A 19,606-nucleotide genomic window follows, 5' to 3' on the forward strand; every position below is an offset into this window, starting at 1 on the left:
GCGCTCTGGTGGTTGATGCCCGGCGAAGGCCGAAGGCAGGGGAGCGATTGCTCAGTGCGGCGCGAATTCCCTGATCGGGAACGCATTGCAATGGGCGATCGCAGCGGCGATGTCGACCGGAGCATCGGCGGCGGCACTGCGGCGCCTGTTCACCGTGGCCGCCTCTTCCCACAGGCTGGGCAATACCTGCGGTGCGTCCAGTACGCGTTCGCGCACGGCATCGTGAAGGGCGCTGCTGTAATCGGTAGCCGGTACCACCACGCACAGGCGTGTGCCGGGATTGCTGCTGGCCTGCTGCAGCATCTTCCGCAGTGCCTCGGTGCTGCCCGCGTCGTCGGTCAACCGTTCCGGTGCGCTGCCCTGGCGGGCATCCTGGATCTGCAGCTGGCCTGGGCTGAACAGCAGGACCTGCATGTCCTGCCGCGGTTCAACGCGCACCGGCGCACGCGTGCCCTCACAGATGCTGGGGGTCTTGCGCGCAACCTGTGGCGTCGTGCTGCCATCGGCGTGTACCTGGCGCAGATGCAGGCGGCACATCTTGTCGGCCACTTCCATTTCCACTTCGTAGTCCTGTCCGGGCCTGGCCACGAACTGACCCGACAACTGCCCGTCGCAGTACATGCGGCTTGATGCGTCGAAGCGCGCTTCGACGATCAGCGGCTTGCCGCCGGCGACTTCGTACTCCTGGTAGCTGAGCATGGAGAACCGCTCGTTCTCCTTGCTGCGCAGGGTTTCCGTGGCGGGGATGCCGAGCACGCCCTTGTCACCGGCGTTGTTGTACTTGACGTCGATCCTGTCGCGGTAGTCCTCGCGGCAGGCGGCGTCGGTGTACAGGGTGGTGGTCCGCCCCAGGCTGGCATAGATGCGCACCCGTGCCGGCGGCACGGCACCGCCTGCGTAGGCCGTGAGATCTTCAGCAGCAAGCGGGCGAGGGTACATCGCCGGTATTCGCTTGATGAGCTGCTCTGTGCACTTCATCGTGATCACCTGGGCGGCAATCTTGAGCCTGGCGTAGTCATTGGCCTGCCACTCGCCCAGGGTCGCCCGGTCGTCGCTGTCACTGCATCTGATGATTTCAGCCAGGGTGCCATCGGCACGGCGTTGCTCGATGGTGCTGACGTGGTTGAGGCGGTAAAGGGGATCCTTCCGCGTGTTGCCCTGGTGCACCAGCGCCCAGGTGTCTGCACTGAAACGCAGGGTGCTGCTCTGGTTGGGCAGCGCGTCAGGCGCATAGCTGAAGTAGCCACCCACCAGCGCCCTGGCTACGTTGGGCATCAGCGTGGTGGCGGGGCTGGCCTGGCTCTCGACGATGCTGCCGGGCAGGGTGTTGCGCCGGAAGTAGTCCGGCTCATTGCCGCTGAAGAGCAGTGCGAGGCCCTTTGGCGTGAGCGACTCGCTGTCATCGGGGGTGACGATGCGCAACGCCACGTCGGGTGCGTGGAGGCGCTTCGATGCGGTATCCGGACCACTCTGGATGTGGACGCGATCGGTCCAGGCGGTGCCCTTCGCGACGGGGGCGGGGGGAAGGCCCGGGGTGGCCTGCGGCGGTGCCGGCACGCCGGCAGCGGTAGCTGCCAGCGGAGCCAGCAGAGCGGCCGCCAGCAGTGACGGTTGGTAACGGAAGAGACGCAGGGCCATGGTCAAACTCCTTGGAAAACACGACAGCCGTGCCGGCCCTTCCGGGGCCGGCATCTGAAAGAGGAAATCAGACGGTGCGATGCCGCGGACGATCAGCCGCGGGCGAGCGCCAAGAGTCGTTCGGCGATCCGTTCCAATGGCACCTGTTCTTCGGCCGCTCCCAGTTTGAAGGCAGCGCCGGGCATGCCCCAGACCACGCTGGTGGCTTCATCCTGGACCAGCGTCGGCGCGCCGGCCTGGCGCATTTCCAGCAGGCCGCGCGCGCCATCGTCACCCATGCCGGTGAGGATGGCGCCGATGGCGTTGCCGCCCGCGCTCTGCGCGACCGAACGGAACAGCACGTCCACCGCGGGCTTGTGACGGTTCACCGCAGGGCCATCATCGACGCGGCAGCGCCAGCGCGCACCGTCGCGGATGATCCGCAGGTGCTTGCCGCCCGGTGGCAGGTAGGCATGGCCAGGCAGCACTGCCTCGCCGTCGCTGGCCTCACGCACGGCCATCGCGGAATGCCGGTCCAGGCGTTCGGCGAAGGCGCTGCTGAAGCTGGCAGGCAGGTGCTGGGTCATCACCACGGCAGGCGCATCGGCCGGCATGCCTTCGAGCACCACGCGCAGCGCCTCGGTGCCGCCGGCCGAAGAACCAATCGCGATCAGGCGGTCGGTGGTGCGGAACTGCGGTGCAGCCGGGCGCATTGCAGGAGCTGCTTCCAGCAGGAGTTTCGGAGCGGCAGCACGCACCAGCGGGCGCACCCGCGAGCGCGCCGCCATCTTCACCTTGGCGATGATCTCGTCGGCGTAGCCCTGCAGGCCGCGTGCAACGTCCAGCTTGGGCTTGGAGACGAAGTCCACGGCGCCCAGTGCCAGTGCCTGCAGCGTGGTATCGGCGCCGCGCTCGGTCAACGAGGAAATCATCACCACAGGTAGTGGATGCAGCCGCATCAGGTTTTCCAGGAAGGCGAGGCCGTCCATGCGTGGCATTTCCACGTCCAGCGTGATGACGTCCGGGGCCAGGCGCTTGATCTTCTCGCGCGCCAGCAGCGGGTCGGCAGCGGTGCCGACCACGTCGATGGCCGGATCGCTGGACAGGATTTCCGTGAGCATCTGGCGCACGACGGCGGAGTCGTCGACGATCAGGACCCGGCAGGGGGCGTTGCCGGTCAGGGTCATTCGAACAACTCCACGCCACCGGTGACCGGGGCCTTGGACAGGCGCGCACGCACTGCCGATTCGGTGGCAGCCACTTCGGCTTCGTGGGCATGCGGCAGGCGCTGCACCACCACGCGGCCGGTGTCGGCGAAGAACCAGATCTTGCGCGGATGGATGCCGCACAGGTCCTCGGCGATGATCGGAATATGCTCGGCCTGCAGGTACTGGCGCACGAACTCGGCGTTACGGGTACCGACCGGATTGCTGGTGAAGCCCTTCAGTACGTTGGCGCCGCCGAACACCTTGGCCTCGATGCGCTTGCGGTGCGCGCCGCGCTTGAGCATGTCGTTGATCAGCAGCTCCATCGCATAGCTGCCGTAGCGTGCGGGCGCGCCGTCGCCGGCGTTGCCCTCCGGCAGCAGGAAGTGGTTCATGCCGCCGATCTTCAGCACCGGGTCGCGCAGGCAGGCGGCCACGCACGAACCCAGGGTGGTGGTCAGCGCGGTGGTGTCATCGACCACCAGGTACTGGGTGGGCAGCAGCTTGGCGGCAAGGGTCTGGAAGCGTGCATCCTGGTAGCGCATCACGTCGTCGGTACGCAGTGAGGCGTTCATGCGCCGGCCTTTGCCGCGCGGCGGTACAGGGTGCGCCCGCAGGGCTGGATCAGGTCGGCGGCGTGCAGGTAGTTCTCCGAGTGTCCGGTGTAGAGCAGGCCATCGTCGGCCAGGTGCTGCACCAGGCGGCCGAGGATGGCGCGCTGGGTCGGCTTGTCGAAGTAGATCATCACATTGCGGCAGAACAGCGCGTCGAACGGGCCGCCGACGTCGTAGCGCGGGGCGAGCAGGTTCAGCGGACGGAACTCGATCAGCTCGCGCAGCGCCGGCAGCACGCGGCACTGCCCCTCGTTGGGACCGCTGCCACGCTGGAAGTAACGGCGGCGCAGGTCCGGGTCGAGATTGGCGACACGGTCGATGTTGTAGACGCCGCGGCCGGCGGTGGCCAGTACCTGGGTATCGACGTCGGTAGCGATGATGCGCACCGGCGGCTTCAGCGTACCGAAGGCCTCGCAGGCGGTGATCGCCATCGAATAGGGTTCCTCACCGGTGGACGCCGCGCACGACCACAGCAGCAGCGGCGAACGGCTGGAACGCTGCTGCAGTTCTTCGCGCAGCTTGTCGAAGTGGTGCGGCTCGCGGAAGAACGAGGTCAGGTTGGTGGTCAGTGCGTTGGTGAACGCCTGCCACTCGTCACCGTCTTCCTGCTCAAGATGGTCCAGGTACTGCTGGAAGCTGCGCATGCCCAGCGTGCGCAGGCGGCGCGACAGGCGGCCATAGACCATGTCGCGCTTGGCCGGTGCGAGGGCGATGCCCACGCGCTGGTAGATCAGGTCGCAGACGCGGCGGAAATCACGGTCGGCGAACTCGAATTCGCGCGGGCCGGTGACGATGGGAGTAGGACTTTGCACGGGGGACGTGTCCATCGGCAGAGGCGGCGGCCGAAGCCGCCGCGGGTGGGTCTCAGAATTCCTGCCAGTCGCTGTCGCTGGCGGCGAAGGTGCTGGCGTTGCTGCTGCGACGTACCGGCGTGGGCGTGCTGGTCGGCTGCGGACGTGCCACGGTGGTGATGCGCGCCGGTTCGACGCGTTCGGCGACAGCCTTCACCGCGGCCGAGACCTGGTTGTCGAGGCGGAAGATCGCCACGGCGTCGGCCAGCTGCGCGGCCTGGTCTTCCATCGCACGTGCGGCGGCGGTGGCCTCTTCTACCAGTGCAGCATTCTGCTGGGTGGTCTCGTCCATCTGCACCACGGTCTGGTTGACCTGCTCGATGCCGGCCGACTGTTCCTGCGAAGCGGCGGAGATCTCGGCCATGATGTCGGTCACGCGCTGCACCGAGGCGACGATCTCGCCCATGGTCGCGCCGGCCTTGTGCACCAGCGCCGAGCCGTCGTTGACCTTGCCGACCGAATCGTCGATCAGGCCCTTGATCTCCTTGGCCGCCGCAGCCGAACGCTGGGCGAGGGTACGCACTTCGCTGGCGACCACGGCGAAACCACGGCCCTGTTCACCGGCACGCGCGGCTTCCACTGCGGCGTTCAGCGCCAGGATGTTGGTCTGGAACGCGATGCCATCGATGACGCTGATGATCTCGGCGATCTTCTTCGACGAGGCTTCGATGGCCGACATGGTGGTGACCACCTGGCCGACCACCTCGCCGCCCTGCGAAGCGACACCGTGCGCGCCGATGGCGAGCTGGTTGGCCTGGCGGGCGTGCTCGGCGTTCTGGCGCACGGTGGAGGTCAGTTCCTCCATCGAGGCAGCGGTTTCTTCCAGGTTGGCGGCCTGCTGCTCGGTACGGCGCGACAGGTCGCTGTTGCCGGACGCGATCTCGCCAGCGGCGAGGGTGATGCTGGAGGCACTGGCCTGGATCTGGCCAACGATCTGGGTCAGCTGCGTAACGGTGGTGTTGGCGTCGTCGCGCATGCGTGCGAACACGCCCTGATAGTCGCCGTGCATGCGTGCGGTCAGGTCGCCTTCGGCGATGGCCGACAGCAACTGCGAGAGCTTGCCGAGGTTGTCATCGCTGACCGCCATCATTGCGTTGAGGTTTTCCAGCATCAGGCGGAAATCGTGATCGAAGCGCTGCGCATCACCGCGCTGGCTGAAGTCGCCGGCGGCAGCGGCACTGGCCAGCTGCTTGATCTCGGCATTGATGCGGCCGAGGTTGGCCTTGACGGTGTCGACGGTGGTGGTCATCGCCGCCTTTTCGCCGGGGTAGCGGGCGATGTCACGGCTCAGGTCGCCGACTGCGTACTGCTGTACCACGTCCAGCACGTCATGCAGGGTCTGCACATGGCTGCCGACCAGGGTGTTGGTCTCCTGCACCATCAGCCCGTACTCGCCGGGGAAGACACTGGCGTCGATGCGGTAACTCAGTTCGCCGGCATCGTGGCGGCGGGCCATTTCGCGCTGGCCGCCGATGACCGCATGCAGCTGCTGCTGCATGCCGGACATGGCCTCCAGCAGGCGACCGGGTTCGTCATGCGGCTGCGGGCCGATATGGCTGTCCAGCTTGCCGTTGGCGATGCCTTCGGCGACGGCGGTAGCCTGCTTCAGCGGGCGCGCGATACGGTTGCCGATGACCCAGCTCAGGGCCAGCACGATCAGCACCAGCACACCACCGGAGATCGCCATGATGGCGGTGAACACCAGCGCCTGCCGCTGCACGTCGTCCATGTAGACGCCGCTGCTGACCACCCAGTTCCACGGCGCGAACAGGCCGGCGTAGGCGACCTTCTCGACCTCGCCCTTGCTGCCCGGCTTGGCCCATCGATAGTTGACGAAGTCACCGCCGGCCTTGGCCGCTTCGACCTGGTCGTAATAGATGCGCACGCCGTCGTCGGTGCGGAAGTCCTTCATGTCCTTGCCGACCAGGTCCTTGCGGAACGGGTGCATCAGCAGGCGGTAGCCGGTGTCGTAGATGTTGAAGTAGTACGTATCGTTCTCGGCGCGCATCCCTTCCAGGGCCTGCAACGCGGCGCTCTTCGCGGCGTCCTCGCTGAGTTCGCCGGTGCCGGCCAGGCGGTGGTAGTGCTGGAGGATGCCGTAGCTGAGTGCGACCTGGGTCTTCAGCGCGGTCTTGCGGGTCTCGGTGAGGTCCAGGTACTGCATGCGGGCGGCGATCACCGAGAGCGCGATCACGCCGAGCGCGATGAGCAGCGTCAGCAGGTTGAGCTTGCGCCGGACGGAGAGATTGCTGAAGTAGTGTTGCCAGCGATGCAGGAGATTCATCGAGCAGGACCAGGTCGAAACGGGCGGGCGGCGCCGAGCCGGTCAGCGGCGGGATACGCCGTGACACCCCCGTTATCGGCCGCTGGGGTGGGGGATTGAGGTGCGGTGTTCGAACGTATTCAGGTTTTCTTGCAGCGGCGGCTGCGGCGCTGCCTGCGGCAGGCTGGTTTTGAAGCAACAGCAACAGCAACGGCGCTTGGTCGGTGGTCAGGGGTTGCGAGAAGGGCCGGGCCAGGATGGGTTGGCGGGGGACGCCGTAAACCCGTCCTTGGGGGCTTGGCCGCGGCATCCATGCCGCGGACACCCCCGCCAACCACCCTTGCCCGGCCCATTCGATATCCCGGTGTCGGACGGCAAGAGCATTGGGTTTCCAAGTGGAAAGAGGGGTCAGATCCGTTTTCCTGCGGAAAACGGATCTGACCCCGGAAGCAATACGGCTGTTGCTCTTGCTCTTCTTTCTTCAATCCGGGGTGGACGCGCACGGAAACTGTCCGTGGCCGGGAGGGTGGGCTGCGCAGGGGCGTGAGCCGCATGGATGCGGCGACCGAGCTTACATGGACGTACTTGCAGCGGCCCCTGCGCAGCCTACCCTCCCGGCCAACCCTCGCTAGCCAAGCGCTTTTCGCGACCCACCCCGAGGGGCTTCGCCGTTGGCTGGATAATCAGATACCCCGTAAACAAAAACGCCCCAGCACAGGGCCAGGGCGTTCTCGTAACTCAGGTCAGGCAGGCATCAGAACTCCTGCCAGTCTCCGTCGGCAAGCTCGGTGGCCATCGGGCGACCACCCGCCGTGCGGCGGGCCGGCGGGGCAGCCGGGGACGGGGCAGCCGGTGCAGCGGCGCGCGGCGCCGGGGCGGTGACGCGCGGGGCGGCGACGACCTCGGCTTCGTCCACCACGAAGATCGACACCGCTTCGCTGAGCTGACCAGCCTGTTCTTCCATCGCACGCGCGGCAGCAGTCGCTTCTTCCACCAGCGCGGCATTCTGCTGGGTGGTTTCGTCCATCTGCACCACGGTCTGGTTGACCTGCTCGATGCCGGCCGACTGTTCCTGCGAGGCGGCGGAGATCTCGGCCATGATGTCGGTCACGCGCTGCACCGAGGCGACGATCTCGCCCATGGTCGCGCCGGCCTTGTGCACCAGCGCCGAGCCGTCGTTGACCTTGCCGACCGAATCGTCGATCAGGCCCTTGATCTCCTTGGCGGCAGCGGCCGAACGCTGGGCGAGGGTACGCACTTCGCTGGCGACCACGGCGAAGCCGCGGCCCTGCTCGCCGGCACGCGCGGCTTCCACCGCAGCGTTCAGCGCCAGGATGTTGGTCTGGAAAGCGATGCCGTCGATGACGCTGATGATCTCGGCGATCTTCTTTGACGAGGCTTCGATGGCCGACATGGTGGTGACCACCTGGCCGACCACCTCGCCGCCCTGCGAAGCGACGCCGTGCGCGCCGATGGCGAGCTGGTTGGCCTGGCGGGCGTGCTCGGCGTTCTGGCGCACGGTGGAGGTCAGTTCCTCCATCGAAGCAGCGGTTTCTTCCAGGTTGGCGGCCTGCTGCTCGGTACGGCGCGACAGGTCACTGTTGCCCGAGGCGATCTCGCCGGCGGCCGAGCTGATCGCGCGGCTGGACTGCTTGATGCGGGTGACGATTTCACTCAGCTGCGCGGCGGTGGCGTTGGCGTCGTCGCGCATGCGGGCGAACACGCCCTGGTAGTCGCCGTGCATGCGCACGGTCAGGTCACCCTGCGACAGCGCGGCAAGCAGGCCGGAGATCTGTTCGATGCTGCCGGCATTGGCGTCCAGCAGGCCGTTGATCTGCTGGGCCAGCTGCAGGAAGAAGCCTTCCTTGTCGCTGGCGTCGATGCGGCCGGACAGGTCGCCGGCGGCGGCCTGGGCGATCACGCGCGCCACTTCGGCTTCGACCAGTGCTTCCTGGGTGCGGTCGCGCCATTCCACCACGTAGCCGACGGTGTCGCCGCCTTCGTTGCGGATGGTCGACACCACCTGCGCGAACTGGGCATCGCCGTACTGCATCGGGCGACGGGCGACGCCGTGGGCCTTCAGGTTGCCCAACAGCGTCTGGTCCATCTCGCCGCGGTGTTCCAGCACGGTGACCGGCTTGCCGATCAACGAGGCCTGGGCGTCGAAGTCCGGCAGGTCGCGGCGTACTTCATCCTGGTACTGGCTGAGGGTCTGCTGCAGGGCGCGGTTGCTGTAGACGATGGTGTTGCTGGTATCGGTCAGGTAGACACCGGTCGAGCTGTAGTCCAGCGCGGTGCGGATGCGCAGGTTCTCGCGGGCAACGGCCTGGTCGGTTTCGATGCGTTCGCGCAGGTCGCGCTGCATCCGCTGCATGGCCTGCATCAGTTCGCCCACTTCATCCTGGCGGCTGACGTCGATGTGGCCATCGAGCTTGCCGCCGGCCACGTCGTTGGCAACCGACACGGCGCCACGCACGCTGCCGACCAGGGCGCGCGCGAACAGCCAGACCAGCACCAGGCCGAGCGCGGCGCCGCCCAGCAGGGCGATCACGGTCAGCACGGCGGAGGCGGAATAGGTGGACGCGGCCTCTTCGCGCGAGGCGCGGGCGAGGCGGTTGTCTTCGGCGATCAGCGCTTCCAGCGCCGATGCAGCCTTGCGGTGCTTGGTGCGGGTCTCGCCCACGAAGGTATCGATGGCATCGTCCGGCAGGTCCAGCTCGAGCATCTCGGTGACGCTGTCGTAGGAGGCCAGGGCGTCCTTCCATTCCTTGGCGAAGGTATCGAACAGCTTCTTCTGCTGCGCGTTGTCGACCAGCTTCGGGTATTCCTTGATCGACGTGTCCATGCTGGTGCGCAGGTCGACGGCCTGCTTGCGCGCGTCGGACTTGACGTCATCGCTGGCGCGGATCAGCTGCTGGTAGGCGGCATTGCGGTACTCGCCCAGCATGCCGCGCATCTCGCCGGCCATGCGGATGCTTTCCATGCGCGAACCGGCCAACTCGGTGGTGACGTTGTTCAGCGAATGCAGTCCGCGATAGGCGACGATGCCCTGCAGCAGCATCACCAGCAGGAGGACGCCGAAGGTCAACAGCAGCTTCGGCATCAGTTTCAGGTTGTTGATCCACGGCATGGGCGTTGCGATCTCCTAAGGCAGACGCGTCCGGGCGTCGGGCCCGGTTGCAGCAGAAACCACGCCGGCACAAGCTCCGGCGTGGTTCGACGGACAGCGGATTACTTGATGTTGGCCAGCTTCAGGCCCGCCGGCGAGCTGACTTCGATTTCCGCGCGCGAGGCGTCGCGCTGGATCTTGCCGATCACGCACACGGTCTTGCCTTCCAGGGTTTCCAGCGGGAAGGAGAACTTGCCGCGGTTCTCGCCGGCGATGCGGGCCGAGAAGGTGTGGCGCGGGAAGGCGCCGCCCATGTACAGGAAGGTCGGCTGGCCTTCGGAACCTTCTGCGTAGCGGGCCTTTTCGACCTTGCCACAGACCATGCCGTCCTTGCCGACCGAACGCGGGGCCAGTTCCGGCGGGATCATGTCGGCCGCCTGGGCGAACGCGGAGGAAGCGGTGGTGGCCAGGACAGCGGCCGAAACGAACGCAAGCAGGGACTTCATCGAGGTGTATCTCCGGGGATGGTGATGGTCGTTCCGGTTCCGCGCGCTCCTGCGCGACCGGCTTCTGTCCCCCTATCGGCACCGCTGGGGGGAACTGAAGGGTTTTGTGACCAGAACGTGAAGCAGGTCCGATGGATCAGGCGGCAGCGTCTTCGGCGAGGGAGGCCTGACCCATGTCGGCGCTGTCGAGCAGGGTCTCGATGTCCAGCAGGATCAGCATGCGGTCGTCGTGGGTGCCGATGCCGGAGATGAAGCGGGTGTCGACTGCAGCGCCGAACTCCGGGGTCGGGCGGATCTGCTCGGCCGACAGCGGGATCACGTCCGACACGCTGTCGACCACGATGCCGACCACGCGGTCTTCGACGTTGAGCACGATCATCACGGTGAAAGCGTCGTAGCGGGCGTTGTCCAGGCGCAGCTTCAAGCGCAGGTCGATGACCGGCACGATGGTGCCGCGCAGGTTGATCACACCCTTGATGTAATCCGGGGCGTCCGGCACGCGGGTGACCGCATCGTAGCCACGGATCTCCTGCACCTTGAGGATGTCCACGCCGTAGTGCTCGGCGCCGAGGGTGAAGCTGAGGAATTCGCCACCGGCGCTGGCGGCGGAGCTGGTCTTGTCGTTCATCGAGGGGTCCTGGTTCTGCCGGAAGTCCCGGTGTCAGGCTCGATATCGGCCCCGCGTGGGGGGACTTTAGGTGCCGGGGGAGAGGTATCCACGCATGGCGTGGATCTGCCGCGGCGCGGCCGGCGCCCGTATATGGCGTGGATCCGCCGAAGATCGGTAGTGCCGGCCGCTGGCCGGCAACGGCGTCATGCGGGTTGCCGGCCGCCGGCCGGCACGAACGGTCGAACGGGCCTCAGAGCTCGCCGTTGCGGCGCGCCTTGCGCTGGCGGTCGATGCGGAAGATGTAGCGCTGGATGGCGCTGTCGCCGCCGCGCGGCAGGCTGTCAAAGCGCATTCCCACGCGCTTGACCTCGATGCCATTGGGCTGTCGTTGTGGCAGCAGGTTGCAGACCACCAGTTCGATGTCCAGGTCGGGGCCATCGGGCAGCGACAGCTGCGCCGGGTAGCGCTTCTGCAGGCCGAATACGGCGCAGTCGTTGGGAACCACTACGGCCAGGCCGCCACCGCTGATGTCCACCACCCGCATCGACAGCGCTTCGGCACGTGCTTCGCCGGGTGGCAGCAGCAGATGCGGCGAGTCGGTGACCGGGGTCTCCAGCCGGTACAGCTCGCGGCGCTGCAGATGCACCAGTTCGTCCGGCAGCGGGGCGCGGAAGGCGACGTGGCCATCGTTGTCCACGCGCTGCAGTTCGTGCAGGCGGAACCGCACAAGGACACGTTCAAGCTGGGCGAAGCAGAGCAGGTGGTCGGCCTGCTCGGCGGCACGGTTCGATGCCTCCTGCGGGCTGCCGTCGAGCAGCAGGTAGTCTTCGTCCTCGTCGAGATCAAGCAGGGCGGTCGGGAAGGAACGATCCCGGCCGTCGATATGCGCGTTGATCAGTGATCGCTGGTCGATCAGCGAGCGCAGCAGCTGCCGCAGCTGGCGGGGGTTGCGGACCAGGAAGCGTTCGTCCGCGGCGTCGGCCGCGTGGACATCATGCAGTTCAGTGTCGTGGCCGTCGGACATGGAGTCTGTGATCAGGGGCGGGCGCCAGCACGCGTTGGTGCAGGCTCGATGGGTATATCGGCCTCTTCATTGGATTATGAAGTGAGATTTGCATCACTTTCCATGCATAAGGGGTCAGATCCCTTTCCCGTGGGAATGGGATCTGACCCCGTGGCCCGCCATGCTGGTGCATCCACCCCATGGGCGGATGCTTTCTGCGTGGGGTCAGAACTCCTGCCAATCACCCTCGGCAGCCAGCGCCGGCTGGGCGGCCGACGCCCGCAGCGGCCGTGTCGGTGCTGCCTTGGTGACGGGCAGGGCGGCCGCGACCTGACGTGGCTGCGGTGCATTGGCCAACCGTGCCGGCGCAGCGGCGACGCCCTGCGATGCCAGCCGGAAGCGCGCCACGGCTTCGCCCAGCTGCACGGCCTGGTCTTCCATGGCGCGCGCCGCAGCAGTCGCTTCCTCCACCAGCGCGGCATTCTGCTGCGTGGTTTCGTCCATCTGCACCACGGTCTGGTTGACCTGCTCGATGCCGGCCGACTGTTCCTGCGAAGCGGCGGAGATCTCGGCCATGATGTCGGTCACGCGCTGCACCGAGGCGACGATCTCGCCCATGGTGCTGCCGGCCTGGTGCACCAGGCTGGAGCCTTCGGCGACCTTGCCGACCGAATCATCGATCAGGCCCTTGATCTCCTTGGCCGCCGCAGCCGAACGCTGGGCGAGGGTACGCACTTCGCTGGCGACCACGGCGAAACCACGGCCCTGCTCACCGGCACGCGCGGCTTCCACTGCGGCGTTCAGCGCCAGGATGTTGGTCTGGAACGCGATGCCGTCGATGACGCTGATGATCTCGGCGATCTTCTTCGACGAGGCTTCGATGGCCGACATGGTGGTGACCACCTGGCCGACCACCTCGCCGCCCTGCGAGGCGACACCGTGCGCGCCGATGGCGAGCTGGTTGGCCTGCCGGGCGTGCTCGGCGTTCTGGCGCACGGTGGAGGTCAGTTCCTCCATCGAGGCGGCGGTCTCTTCCAGGTTGGCGGCCTGCTGCTCGGTACGGCGCGACAGGTCGCTGTTGCCGGACGCGATCTCGCCAGCGGCGAGGGTGATGCTGGAGGCACTGGCCTGGATCTGGCCGACGATCTGGGTCAGCTGTGCGACGGTGGTGTTGGCGTCGTCACGCATGCGCGCGAACACGCCGTTGAACTGGCCGTCCATGCGTGCGGTCAGGTCGCCGGCGGCGATCGACTGCAGCAGTTGCGAGAGCTGGCCGAGGTTGCCGTCGGCCACCTGCATCATGCTGTTGAGCTGCTCGATCATCACGCGGAAATCGTGATCGAAACGCTGCGCATCACCGCGCTGGCTGAAGTCGCCGGCGGCGGCGGCCGAGGCCAGCTGCTGGATCTGCGTGTTGATGGCCAGCAGGCTGGCCTTGGCCGCGTCCATCGACTCGTGCAGGATCGCGCGGCTGCCAGGCAGGCGGCGGGCGTCCGGGGCGAGGTTGCCGATGGCGTACTGGTTGAGTACTTCAATGGCATCGACGATCGCATCGAGGTGTTCGAAGATCACCGTGTTGATGCCGCTGGCCAGCTGGCCGTAGACGCCCGGGAAGTCTTCCGGAATACGGTGGCTGATGTCCGGGCCGGCATGCATCTGTGCCATCAACTGGGTCTGTTCGCTGAAGCGGCGCAGCATCGCGGTCATCTCGGCGGTGGCGGCCAGCATCTTGCCGGCTTCGTCCTTGCTGGTGGCCTGGGTGCTGACGCTGAGGTCGCCGCGGGCAACCGCCTGGATGGCATGCACGGCCTTGCCCAGCGGGCCAGTGACGGCGCGCGAGATGACGGTGGCCAGTGCGGCGGCCACCAACGAAAGCAGCACGATGCAGCTGACGATCGCGATCATGCTGTTGCGATGGGTGGCGTTGGCGTCGGCGATCTTGCCGTCCATCTGGCCGGCGATGTGGGTGCCCAGCGCCTTCATCGCAGCGAACAGGTCGCGACGCGCCGGGCGCGACTGCTCGTCGGAGATCTGCTGGGCCCGAGCGCCATCACCGGCGGCCACGGCGTCGCGCATCGCCTTGTTGGCGGCGAAGTAGCGGTCCAGCTGTGCGCTGGCCGCGCGATAGAGTTCACGCTCCTTGGCCAGCGCCGGCAGCGCCGAGTACGCGGCCAGCTCGTCATGCACGGCCTTGGCGGTGTCGTCCATGCGCTTGTTGTAGTCGGCGACCTTCTCCGGCTGGTCGAGCATGCTCAGCTGTGCAAGTTCATAGGTGCGGAATTCTCCCAGCTGCGAGCGCGCCTCGCCCAGGTGCTGGACCGAGGGGATGTCGTTGCCAGCCATCTCGCGCAACTGCGCGTTGGCTTCGCTCAGGCGCAGCAGTGCGAAGGCGCCGAGGATCAGGGTCATCAAGGTGGTGAGGGTGAACCCCACGGCCAGCTTGCGGGCGATGGGCAGATCTTGGAACCACTTCATGCAGGGTGCTCCAGGTGGGCAGAGTGCCGGCGTCTGTGCGCCGGTTCGGGGGTGGTTGCAGAGCGAACGGGGGTGCCCGGTGGGGTTCGGTGACGACCGTCATTGCGAAATAACGGCGCCGTCCGCGTGGACTTTATGGACGCAGATCACATTCGGTTGCGTAGGGATGACAGCGCGAAAGCGTTGCAGCGGCGTGCTTTCGCTTGGATGAAGTAGTTGCGCCCGCAACCATCATGGCGACGGAGTTCACAGAAGGGATGGGGTCAGAGCTCTTTCCTGCGGAAAGGGATCCGCCCCCCTTGGCAGAGCGCGCATAAACAAAAACCGCCGCCCCGAAGGGCGGCGGTCCAGTACACGCATGCAGCGTGGATCAGGCGGCCTGCGGCATCCGCAACGAGCGCACCAGTCCGCCGATGTCGACGATCAACGCGACGCGGCCGTCGCCAAGGATGGTGGCACCGGACACCCCGCCGATGCGGCGGTAGTTGTTCTCGATGTTCTTCACCACCACCTGCTGCTGGCCGACCAGTTCATCCACTTCCAGTGCGATCTTCTGGCCATCGCCTTCGACCACGACCACCAGCGATTCACTGCCCGGCGCACGGTTGCCGTAGCCGTAGTACTCGCTCAGCGAGAGGATCGGCAGGTACTCGCCACGTACGCGCAGCACGCGGCCTTCGCCGGCCATGCTGCGGATGTCCTCGGCCTGCGGCTGCAACGCCTCAAGCACATAGGCCAGCGGCAGGATCAGGGTTTCGCCGGCAACGGCCACGGTCATGCCGTCGAGGATGGCCAGGGTCAGCGGCAGGCGGATCAGCGTGCGGGTGCCAGTACCCAGGCTGCTTTCGATCTGGACCTCGCCGCCCAGTGCCTGGATGTTGCGGCGAACCACGTCCATGCCGACGCCACGCCCGGACAGGTCGGTGACCGCATCGGCAGTGGAGAAGCCTGGCTGGAAGATCAGGTCCCAGACCTGCGAATCGGTCGGGTTGTCCGGTACGGCCAGGCCGCGTTCGGTGGCCTTGGCCAGGATCTTGGCGCGATCCAGGCCGCGGCCGTCGTCGCTCACTTCGATGACGATATGGCCGCCCTGGTGCGAAGCGGCCAGGGTGATCGTGCCGGTTTCGTCCTTGCCTGCGCCGCGACGCACGTCGGGCATTTCCAGGCCGTGGTCGATCGAGTTGCGCACCAGGTGCACCAGTGGATCGGCGATCTTCTCGATCAGCCCCTTGTCCAGCTCGGTGCCCTCGCCGACGGTGCGCAGGCGCACCTGCTTGCCGAGGCGGCTGGACAGGTCGCGGACCAGGCGCGGGAAGCGGCGGAACACCGCGTCGACCGGCAGCATGCGAACGCCGATCACCGCTTCCTGCAGGTCGCGGGTGTTGCGTTCCAGCTGGTCCAGGCCGGCGAACAGGCTCTCGGCGTGGACCGGGTCCAGCGCGTGCGAGACCTGCTTGAGCATGGCCTGGGTGATGACCAGTTCGCCGACCAGGTTGATCAGCGCATCGACCTTGTCGACGCTGACGCGGATCGACGTTTCGGCTTCCTGGGCGGCAGGCGCAGCAGGCGCAGCAGGCGCTGCCGGCACGACGGCAGCAGGTGTGGAAGGGGATGCAGCAACGGGGGCCTGGGTTGCCAGGCTCGGCGGCGCTGCCGGACGGATGTCCAGCTCGCAGTCGTCCAGCACCCAGGCGAAGGTGTCTTCGATCTTGCTGCGCGGCACCTTGCCGACCAGGCCCAGGTCCCACGCCAGGTGGGCCTCGAGCGGGTCGAGCTGGGCGAAGCCCGGCAGGCGTTCCATGCGCGCGGCCACCTGCAGCGAGCCGAGGTGTTCCAGTTCGCGGATGATGCGCAACGGGTCGTTGCCGCTCATGAACAGCGAGGGTGCCGGGGTGAACCCGATCTGCCAGGCTTCCGGCGTATCGTCCACCTTGGCGGCGGCAGCGGCCGGCGCGCTCGGTGCGGCCTGGCCGGAGAGAACGGCTTCGAGGCGCGCCTTCACTGCGGCGACCGCAGCGGGGTCTGCGGCCTGGCCATGTTCGGCTTCGCGCAGCAGGGCGCGCAGCACATCCACCGAGGACAGCATGGCATCGACGGCATGGCCTTCCAGGGCGCGCTTGCCGGCACGCAGCTCATCGAGCAGCGTTTCCAGCACGTGGGTCAGGCCGGCGATGGCATCGAAGCCGAAGGTGCCGGCGCCGCCCTTGATCGAGTGGGCGGCGCGGAACACCGAATTGATGATCTCCGCGTCCTGCTGCCCCGATTCCAGGGCCAGCAGGCCAGCCTCCATCGCGTCGAGGCCTTCGCGGCTCTCCTCGAAGAAGGTGGCGTGGAAGCGTTGCAGGTCCATGCTCATGGCAGTGGTGGTCCGGAAGCGAAGAAGGGGAGCGGTGCGGGGCGATCAGCCCAGCACTTTCTGCACGGTGGCGACCAGCTGTTCCGGATTGAACGGCTTGACCAGCCAACCGGTGGCACCGGCGGCCTTGCCTTCGGACTTCTTGTCGGCGGCCGATTCGGTGGTCAGCATCAGCAGCGGGGTGAACTTGTAGTCCGGCAGCTGGCGCAGTTCGCGGATCAGCGCGATGCCGTCCATGTTCGGCATGTTGACGTCGGTGACCACCGCGTTGAAGCGCTGGCCCTTGGCGCGACCGAGCGCGACCGCGCCGTCTTCGGCTTCTTCGACGGCGAAACCGGCCGAGGTGAGGGCGAAGGAAACCATCTGGCGCATCGACGCCGAATCGTCCACCACCAAGATACGTGCGCTCATGCAGCGTTCTCCACAGATTTCAGGTTGTCATGGGTTACGTCCAGGCCCAGGGCCTGGGTGACGCCCAGCAGGCGTGCGGCGTCACGGAAGGTTGCGGTGCAACCGTGGAAGCCGGTGCCCAGGCCTGCCTCGCGGCGGGCCTGCACGAATGCACACAGCACCTGCACGGCGGCCGTGTGGATGCGGGCGACCTGGCTTGCATCCAGGGTCAGCTCGCCTGCCTGCGCCACCAGCGGGGCGAGGCGGTTCTTGAGCTCGGTGCTGCTCTCGATGCCGAGATCCTCACCCAGTTCGACAGTGCTCATCGTTGCTCCGGACAAACGGTTCCGTGATCCATAACGGCACCCGGGCGGGGTTCTTTAGAGGAATCGACGCGGTGCGTCGATGCGGTCGCAGCTGAAAAGGGGACGGAGGGGATCAAGTCGCAAGCGACCTGGCTCTACTGCAGCCCCCTCGGCAACGGCGACCGCGCAGTGGGGACGTAAGGTGTTGATCCAACGGATCAACTCCTTGCGTCCCCGACAGGCACCGCTTCGGCGCAAAGCGCCGAGCCACTTGCGACTTAATCCCCTCCGTCCCCTTTTTTCCAGATCAACTCAACAGCCGTGTGGCGTCCAGCAGGATCATCGGGCGCTGGCTGACCCGGGCGACGCCGCGGAACAGATCATTGGAGATCTGGCAGATGCGGGCGGTATCCGGGGGTTCGATCTGTGAATCGGTGAGGTTGGCGACATCTTCCACTGTCGACACGCGCAGGCCGATGGTCTCGCCGTCCTCTTCCAGCACCACGATGCGGGTCTGGGCATCGTCTTCTGCCGCTGCGGCGCCGAGGTGCAGGCCGAGGTCCATCACCGGCACCACCTGGCCACGCAGGTTCATGATCCCGAGCATCGCCGGTGCCGTGCCACGCAACGGCAGCAGTGGCACCGGCAACACCACTTCCTGCACTTTCAGCAGTTCCAGCGCATAGGCCTGGGTCCCGCAGCGCAGGCGCAGCCAGCGCGAGGTGCGCTCGCCGGCGCGGCGGTTCTGCGGGTGCGGGCTGCTGGCGGGCTGGTGCGCCTGCGCCTGCAGCTCCTGCCAGGTACCGGGACGGTTGGTGGCCGGGGCATCCAGGGCAACGCGGGGCGGCGGCGCGGCGGCAGCACGCGCGGCCGGGGCGGGCGCGGGTGCAGGGCGCGGTGCCGGGGGCGCAACCACGGCCGGTGGCGGCGTGGGGACATCCTCGCCACCAGCAGCGGCTTCGAACGCAGCCTGCAGACCGGGGCTGTCAGTGTGGGCGAGCTGATGGCTGTCGGCCGCGTCGGTCTCGTAGATCACTTCGTCGGGCAGGTCGTCCCAGGTGGGCTCCGGGCCGGTCTTGGCCGGGGCCGTCTCGTGGATCACCTCGTCAGGCAGGTCATCCCTGGTCGGTTCGCGCTCGGGAGCGGCGACCGGCATTGCGGCGGCCTCGAAGGCGGCTTCCAGTGCTGCCTCGTCCTGTGCCGGGGCAGCGGCAACAGTGTCCGTCTCATAGATCACTTCGGGGGGCAGATCGTCCCAGGTGGGTTCGCGCTCGGCCGTTGTGGCCGCCTCGAAGGCGGCTTCGAGCGCGGCGTTGTCCACGGCAGGCCCCGCGGCAACGGTGTCGGTTTCGTAGATCACCTCGGCCGGCAGGTCATCCCAGGTCGGCTCGCGTTCCGGTTCCGATGTGCTGTCCGGAGCCGGGGCGGCGCTGTCCGGCGTTGGCAGCACGACGGCCGCCGGGGCGATCGCTTCGCCCAGCAGTTCGTCCAGGTAGTCGTCCAGTACGCCGGTGCTGTTCATGCGGCCTGCTCCAAGGCACGGGCATCCTCACCGAGGATCCAGTTCAGTGCGCGGCGATAGGCGGCCAGGCCGCGGCCCGGGTAGTCCTCACCAACGCTGGGCAGGGTCAGGCCTGCGGCATTGCTGATGCGGGTGTCGATCGGAATGGCGTCTTCCCACACGCGGGTGCCCTGGCGATCCTGCATCGTGCGCAGCGACTCGTTGCCGGCGCGGGTGCGGCGGTCGAACAGGGTCGGCAGGATCGAGATCGGCAGCGGGCGGCGGCGCGAGCGCTCGACCATCTCGCCGGTGCGGACCATGCCGTCCAGGCCATGCAGGGCCAGCGGCTCTGCCTGGGTGGGAATGATCAGGCGGTCGGCAGCGGCCAGCGCGTTGATCATCAACAGGCCAAGGGTGGGGGCACAGTCCAGCAGTATGTAGTCGTGCTGGCCCTGGTGACGCGCCAGTGCGTTCTGCAGGGCCAGGCCGAGGCCGGGCTGGTTGGCGCTGCGGCGCTCCAGCGTGGCCAGCGCCGACTGCGCGCAGACGTAGTCCAGGCCGTGGATGCTGCTGGCATGGCACAGGCTGGAAAGATCGGCCGGCGGGGCGCCGAACAGTTCCAGCACGCCCGCCGGTGGCGGATCCACCGGCACGCCGAAGGCGCGGCTGAGCGAGGCATGCGGATCGAGGTCGATCAGCAGCACGCGATGGCCAAGTGCGGCCAGGCCGCGGCCGAGGGCGAGGGTGGTGGTGGTCTTGCCGACTCCGCCCTTCTGGTTGGCGACTGCCCAGATGCGCATC

General features: G+C 67.3%; 15 protein-coding genes. All 15 read right to left on the reverse strand.

Translation table 11 applies throughout. The features are described from left to right. Positions 1 to 51: 51 nt before the first annotated feature. Positions 52 to 1,638, reverse strand: coding sequence for a hypothetical protein (locus CKW06_RS11545; protein ID WP_024957434.1), 1,587 nt, complete (start codon positions 1,636 to 1,638; stop codon positions 52 to 54). 92 nt (positions 1,639 to 1,730) lie between these two features. After that, the gene (locus tag CKW06_RS11550) at positions 1,731 to 2,804 is read right to left on the reverse strand and encodes a protein-glutamate methylesterase/protein-glutamine glutaminase (RefSeq protein WP_005409510.1); all 1,074 of its coding nucleotides are present in this window, start codon (positions 2,802 to 2,804) and stop codon (positions 1,731 to 1,733) included. Beyond that, a complete protein-coding gene (cheD, locus tag CKW06_RS11555) occupies positions 2,801 to 3,397 on the reverse strand; it encodes a chemoreceptor glutamine deamidase CheD (RefSeq protein WP_005409511.1) in 597 nt (198 codons plus the stop codon). Before cheD ends, CKW06_RS11550 begins: the two co-directional genes overlap by 4 nt. Next, entirely contained in the window at positions 3,394 to 4,263 is an 870-nt protein-coding gene (locus CKW06_RS11560; RefSeq protein ID WP_049402309.1) for a CheR family methyltransferase, read from the reverse strand. The genes cheD and CKW06_RS11560 overlap by 4 nt, the downstream gene beginning before the upstream one ends. Positions 4,264 to 4,300: 37 nt before the next feature. Continuing rightward, positions 4,301 to 6,571 (reverse strand): methyl-accepting chemotaxis protein, encoded by a 2,271-nt coding sequence (locus tag CKW06_RS11565; RefSeq protein ID WP_024957431.1) that lies wholly within the window; start codon positions 6,569 to 6,571, stop codon positions 4,301 to 4,303. Positions 6,572 to 7,304: 733 nt separating this feature from the next. Continuing rightward, entirely contained in the window at positions 7,305 to 9,680 is a 2,376-nt protein-coding gene (locus tag CKW06_RS11570; protein ID WP_024957771.1) for a methyl-accepting chemotaxis protein, read from the reverse strand. A 101-nt stretch (positions 9,681 to 9,781) separates the two neighbouring features. Beyond that, positions 9,782 to 10,165, reverse strand: coding sequence for a hypothetical protein (locus tag CKW06_RS11575; RefSeq protein WP_005409515.1), 384 nt, complete (start codon positions 10,163 to 10,165; stop codon positions 9,782 to 9,784). Positions 10,166 to 10,301: 136 nt separating this feature from the next. Further along, on the reverse strand, positions 10,302 to 10,793 hold the full coding sequence (locus CKW06_RS11580) for a chemotaxis protein CheW (protein WP_005409516.1): 492 nt from the start codon (positions 10,791 to 10,793) through the stop codon (positions 10,302 to 10,304). Positions 10,794 to 11,025: 232 nt separating this feature from the next. Beyond that, entirely contained in the window at positions 11,026 to 11,799 is a 774-nt protein-coding gene (locus CKW06_RS11585) for a flagellar brake protein (protein ID WP_005413239.1), read from the reverse strand. A 204-nt stretch (positions 11,800 to 12,003) separates the two neighbouring features. After that, positions 12,004 to 14,253: a methyl-accepting chemotaxis protein gene (locus CKW06_RS11590; RefSeq protein ID WP_024957770.1), complete on the reverse strand. Its 2,250-nt coding sequence runs from the start codon at positions 14,251 to 14,253 to the stop codon at positions 12,004 to 12,006. Between the two features lie 370 nt (positions 14,254 to 14,623). After that, the gene (locus CKW06_RS11595; protein ID WP_024957769.1) at positions 14,624 to 16,609 is read right to left on the reverse strand and encodes a chemotaxis protein CheA; all 1,986 of its coding nucleotides are present in this window, start codon (positions 16,607 to 16,609) and stop codon (positions 14,624 to 14,626) included. Positions 16,610 to 16,654: 45 nt separating this feature from the next. After that, positions 16,655 to 17,020: a response regulator gene (locus CKW06_RS11600; protein WP_005409521.1), complete on the reverse strand. Its 366-nt coding sequence runs from the start codon at positions 17,018 to 17,020 to the stop codon at positions 16,655 to 16,657. Beyond that, positions 17,017 to 17,325, reverse strand: a complete 309-nt coding sequence (locus tag CKW06_RS11605; RefSeq protein ID WP_005409522.1) for an STAS domain-containing protein — start codon at positions 17,323 to 17,325, stop codon at positions 17,017 to 17,019. Before CKW06_RS11605 ends, CKW06_RS11600 begins: the two co-directional genes overlap by 4 nt. Positions 17,326 to 17,611: 286 nt before the next feature. Continuing rightward, positions 17,612 to 18,826, reverse strand: a complete 1,215-nt coding sequence (locus CKW06_RS11610; protein WP_038645950.1) for a chemotaxis protein CheW — start codon at positions 18,824 to 18,826, stop codon at positions 17,612 to 17,614. Beyond that, positions 18,823 to 19,605, reverse strand: a complete 783-nt coding sequence (locus tag CKW06_RS11615; RefSeq protein WP_024957813.1) for a ParA family protein — start codon at positions 19,603 to 19,605, stop codon at positions 18,823 to 18,825. Before CKW06_RS11615 ends, CKW06_RS11610 begins: the two co-directional genes overlap by 4 nt. Between the last annotated feature and the right edge of the window lies 1 nt (position 19,606).

The sequence above is a fragment of the Stenotrophomonas maltophilia genome (assembly GCF_900186865.1).
Taxonomy (GTDB): domain Bacteria; phylum Pseudomonadota; class Gammaproteobacteria; order Xanthomonadales; family Xanthomonadaceae; genus Stenotrophomonas; species Stenotrophomonas maltophilia.

Excerpts from the sequence above, each read along its gene's own strand:
- CKW06_RS11610 (WP_038645950.1), bottom strand. The coding sequence starts at position 18,826 with ATGAACAGCACCGGCGTACTGGACGACTACCTGGACGAACTGCTGGGC.
- CKW06_RS11560 (WP_049402309.1), bottom strand. The coding sequence starts at position 4,263 with ATGGACACGTCCCCCGTGCAAAGTCCTACTCCCATCGTCACCGGCCCG.
- CKW06_RS11595 (WP_024957769.1), bottom strand. The coding sequence starts at position 16,609 with ATGAGCATGGACCTGCAACGCTTCCACGCCACCTTCTTCGAGGAGAGC.
- CKW06_RS11570 (WP_024957771.1), bottom strand. The coding sequence starts at position 9,680 with ATGCCGTGGATCAACAACCTGAAACTGATGCCGAAGCTGCTGTTGACC.
- CKW06_RS11575 (WP_005409515.1), bottom strand. The coding sequence starts at position 10,165 with ATGAAGTCCCTGCTTGCGTTCGTTTCGGCCGCTGTCCTGGCCACCACC.
- CKW06_RS11615 (WP_024957813.1), bottom strand. The coding sequence starts at position 19,605 with ATGCGCATCTGGGCAGTCGCCAACCAGAAGGGCGGAGTCGGCAAGACC.
- CKW06_RS11585 (WP_005413239.1), bottom strand. The coding sequence starts at position 11,799 with ATGTCCGACGGCCACGACACTGAACTGCATGATGTCCACGCGGCCGAC.
- CKW06_RS11580 (WP_005409516.1), bottom strand. The coding sequence starts at position 10,793 with ATGAACGACAAGACCAGCTCCGCCGCCAGCGCCGGTGGCGAATTCCTC.
- CKW06_RS11550 (WP_005409510.1), bottom strand. The coding sequence starts at position 2,804 with ATGACCCTGACCGGCAACGCCCCCTGCCGGGTCCTGATCGTCGACGAC.
- CKW06_RS11600 (WP_005409521.1), bottom strand. The coding sequence starts at position 17,020 with ATGAGCGCACGTATCTTGGTGGTGGACGATTCGGCGTCGATGCGCCAG.
- CKW06_RS11565 (WP_024957431.1), bottom strand. The coding sequence starts at position 6,571 with ATGAATCTCCTGCATCGCTGGCAACACTACTTCAGCAATCTCTCCGTC.
- CKW06_RS11605 (WP_005409522.1), bottom strand. The coding sequence starts at position 17,325 with ATGAGCACTGTCGAACTGGGTGAGGATCTCGGCATCGAGAGCAGCACC.
- CKW06_RS11545 (WP_024957434.1), bottom strand. The coding sequence starts at position 1,638 with ATGGCCCTGCGTCTCTTCCGTTACCAACCGTCACTGCTGGCGGCCGCT.
- CKW06_RS11590 (WP_024957770.1), bottom strand. The coding sequence starts at position 14,253 with ATGAAGTGGTTCCAAGATCTGCCCATCGCCCGCAAGCTGGCCGTGGGG.
- cheD (WP_005409511.1), bottom strand. The coding sequence starts at position 3,397 with ATGAACGCCTCACTGCGTACCGACGACGTGATGCGCTACCAGGATGCA.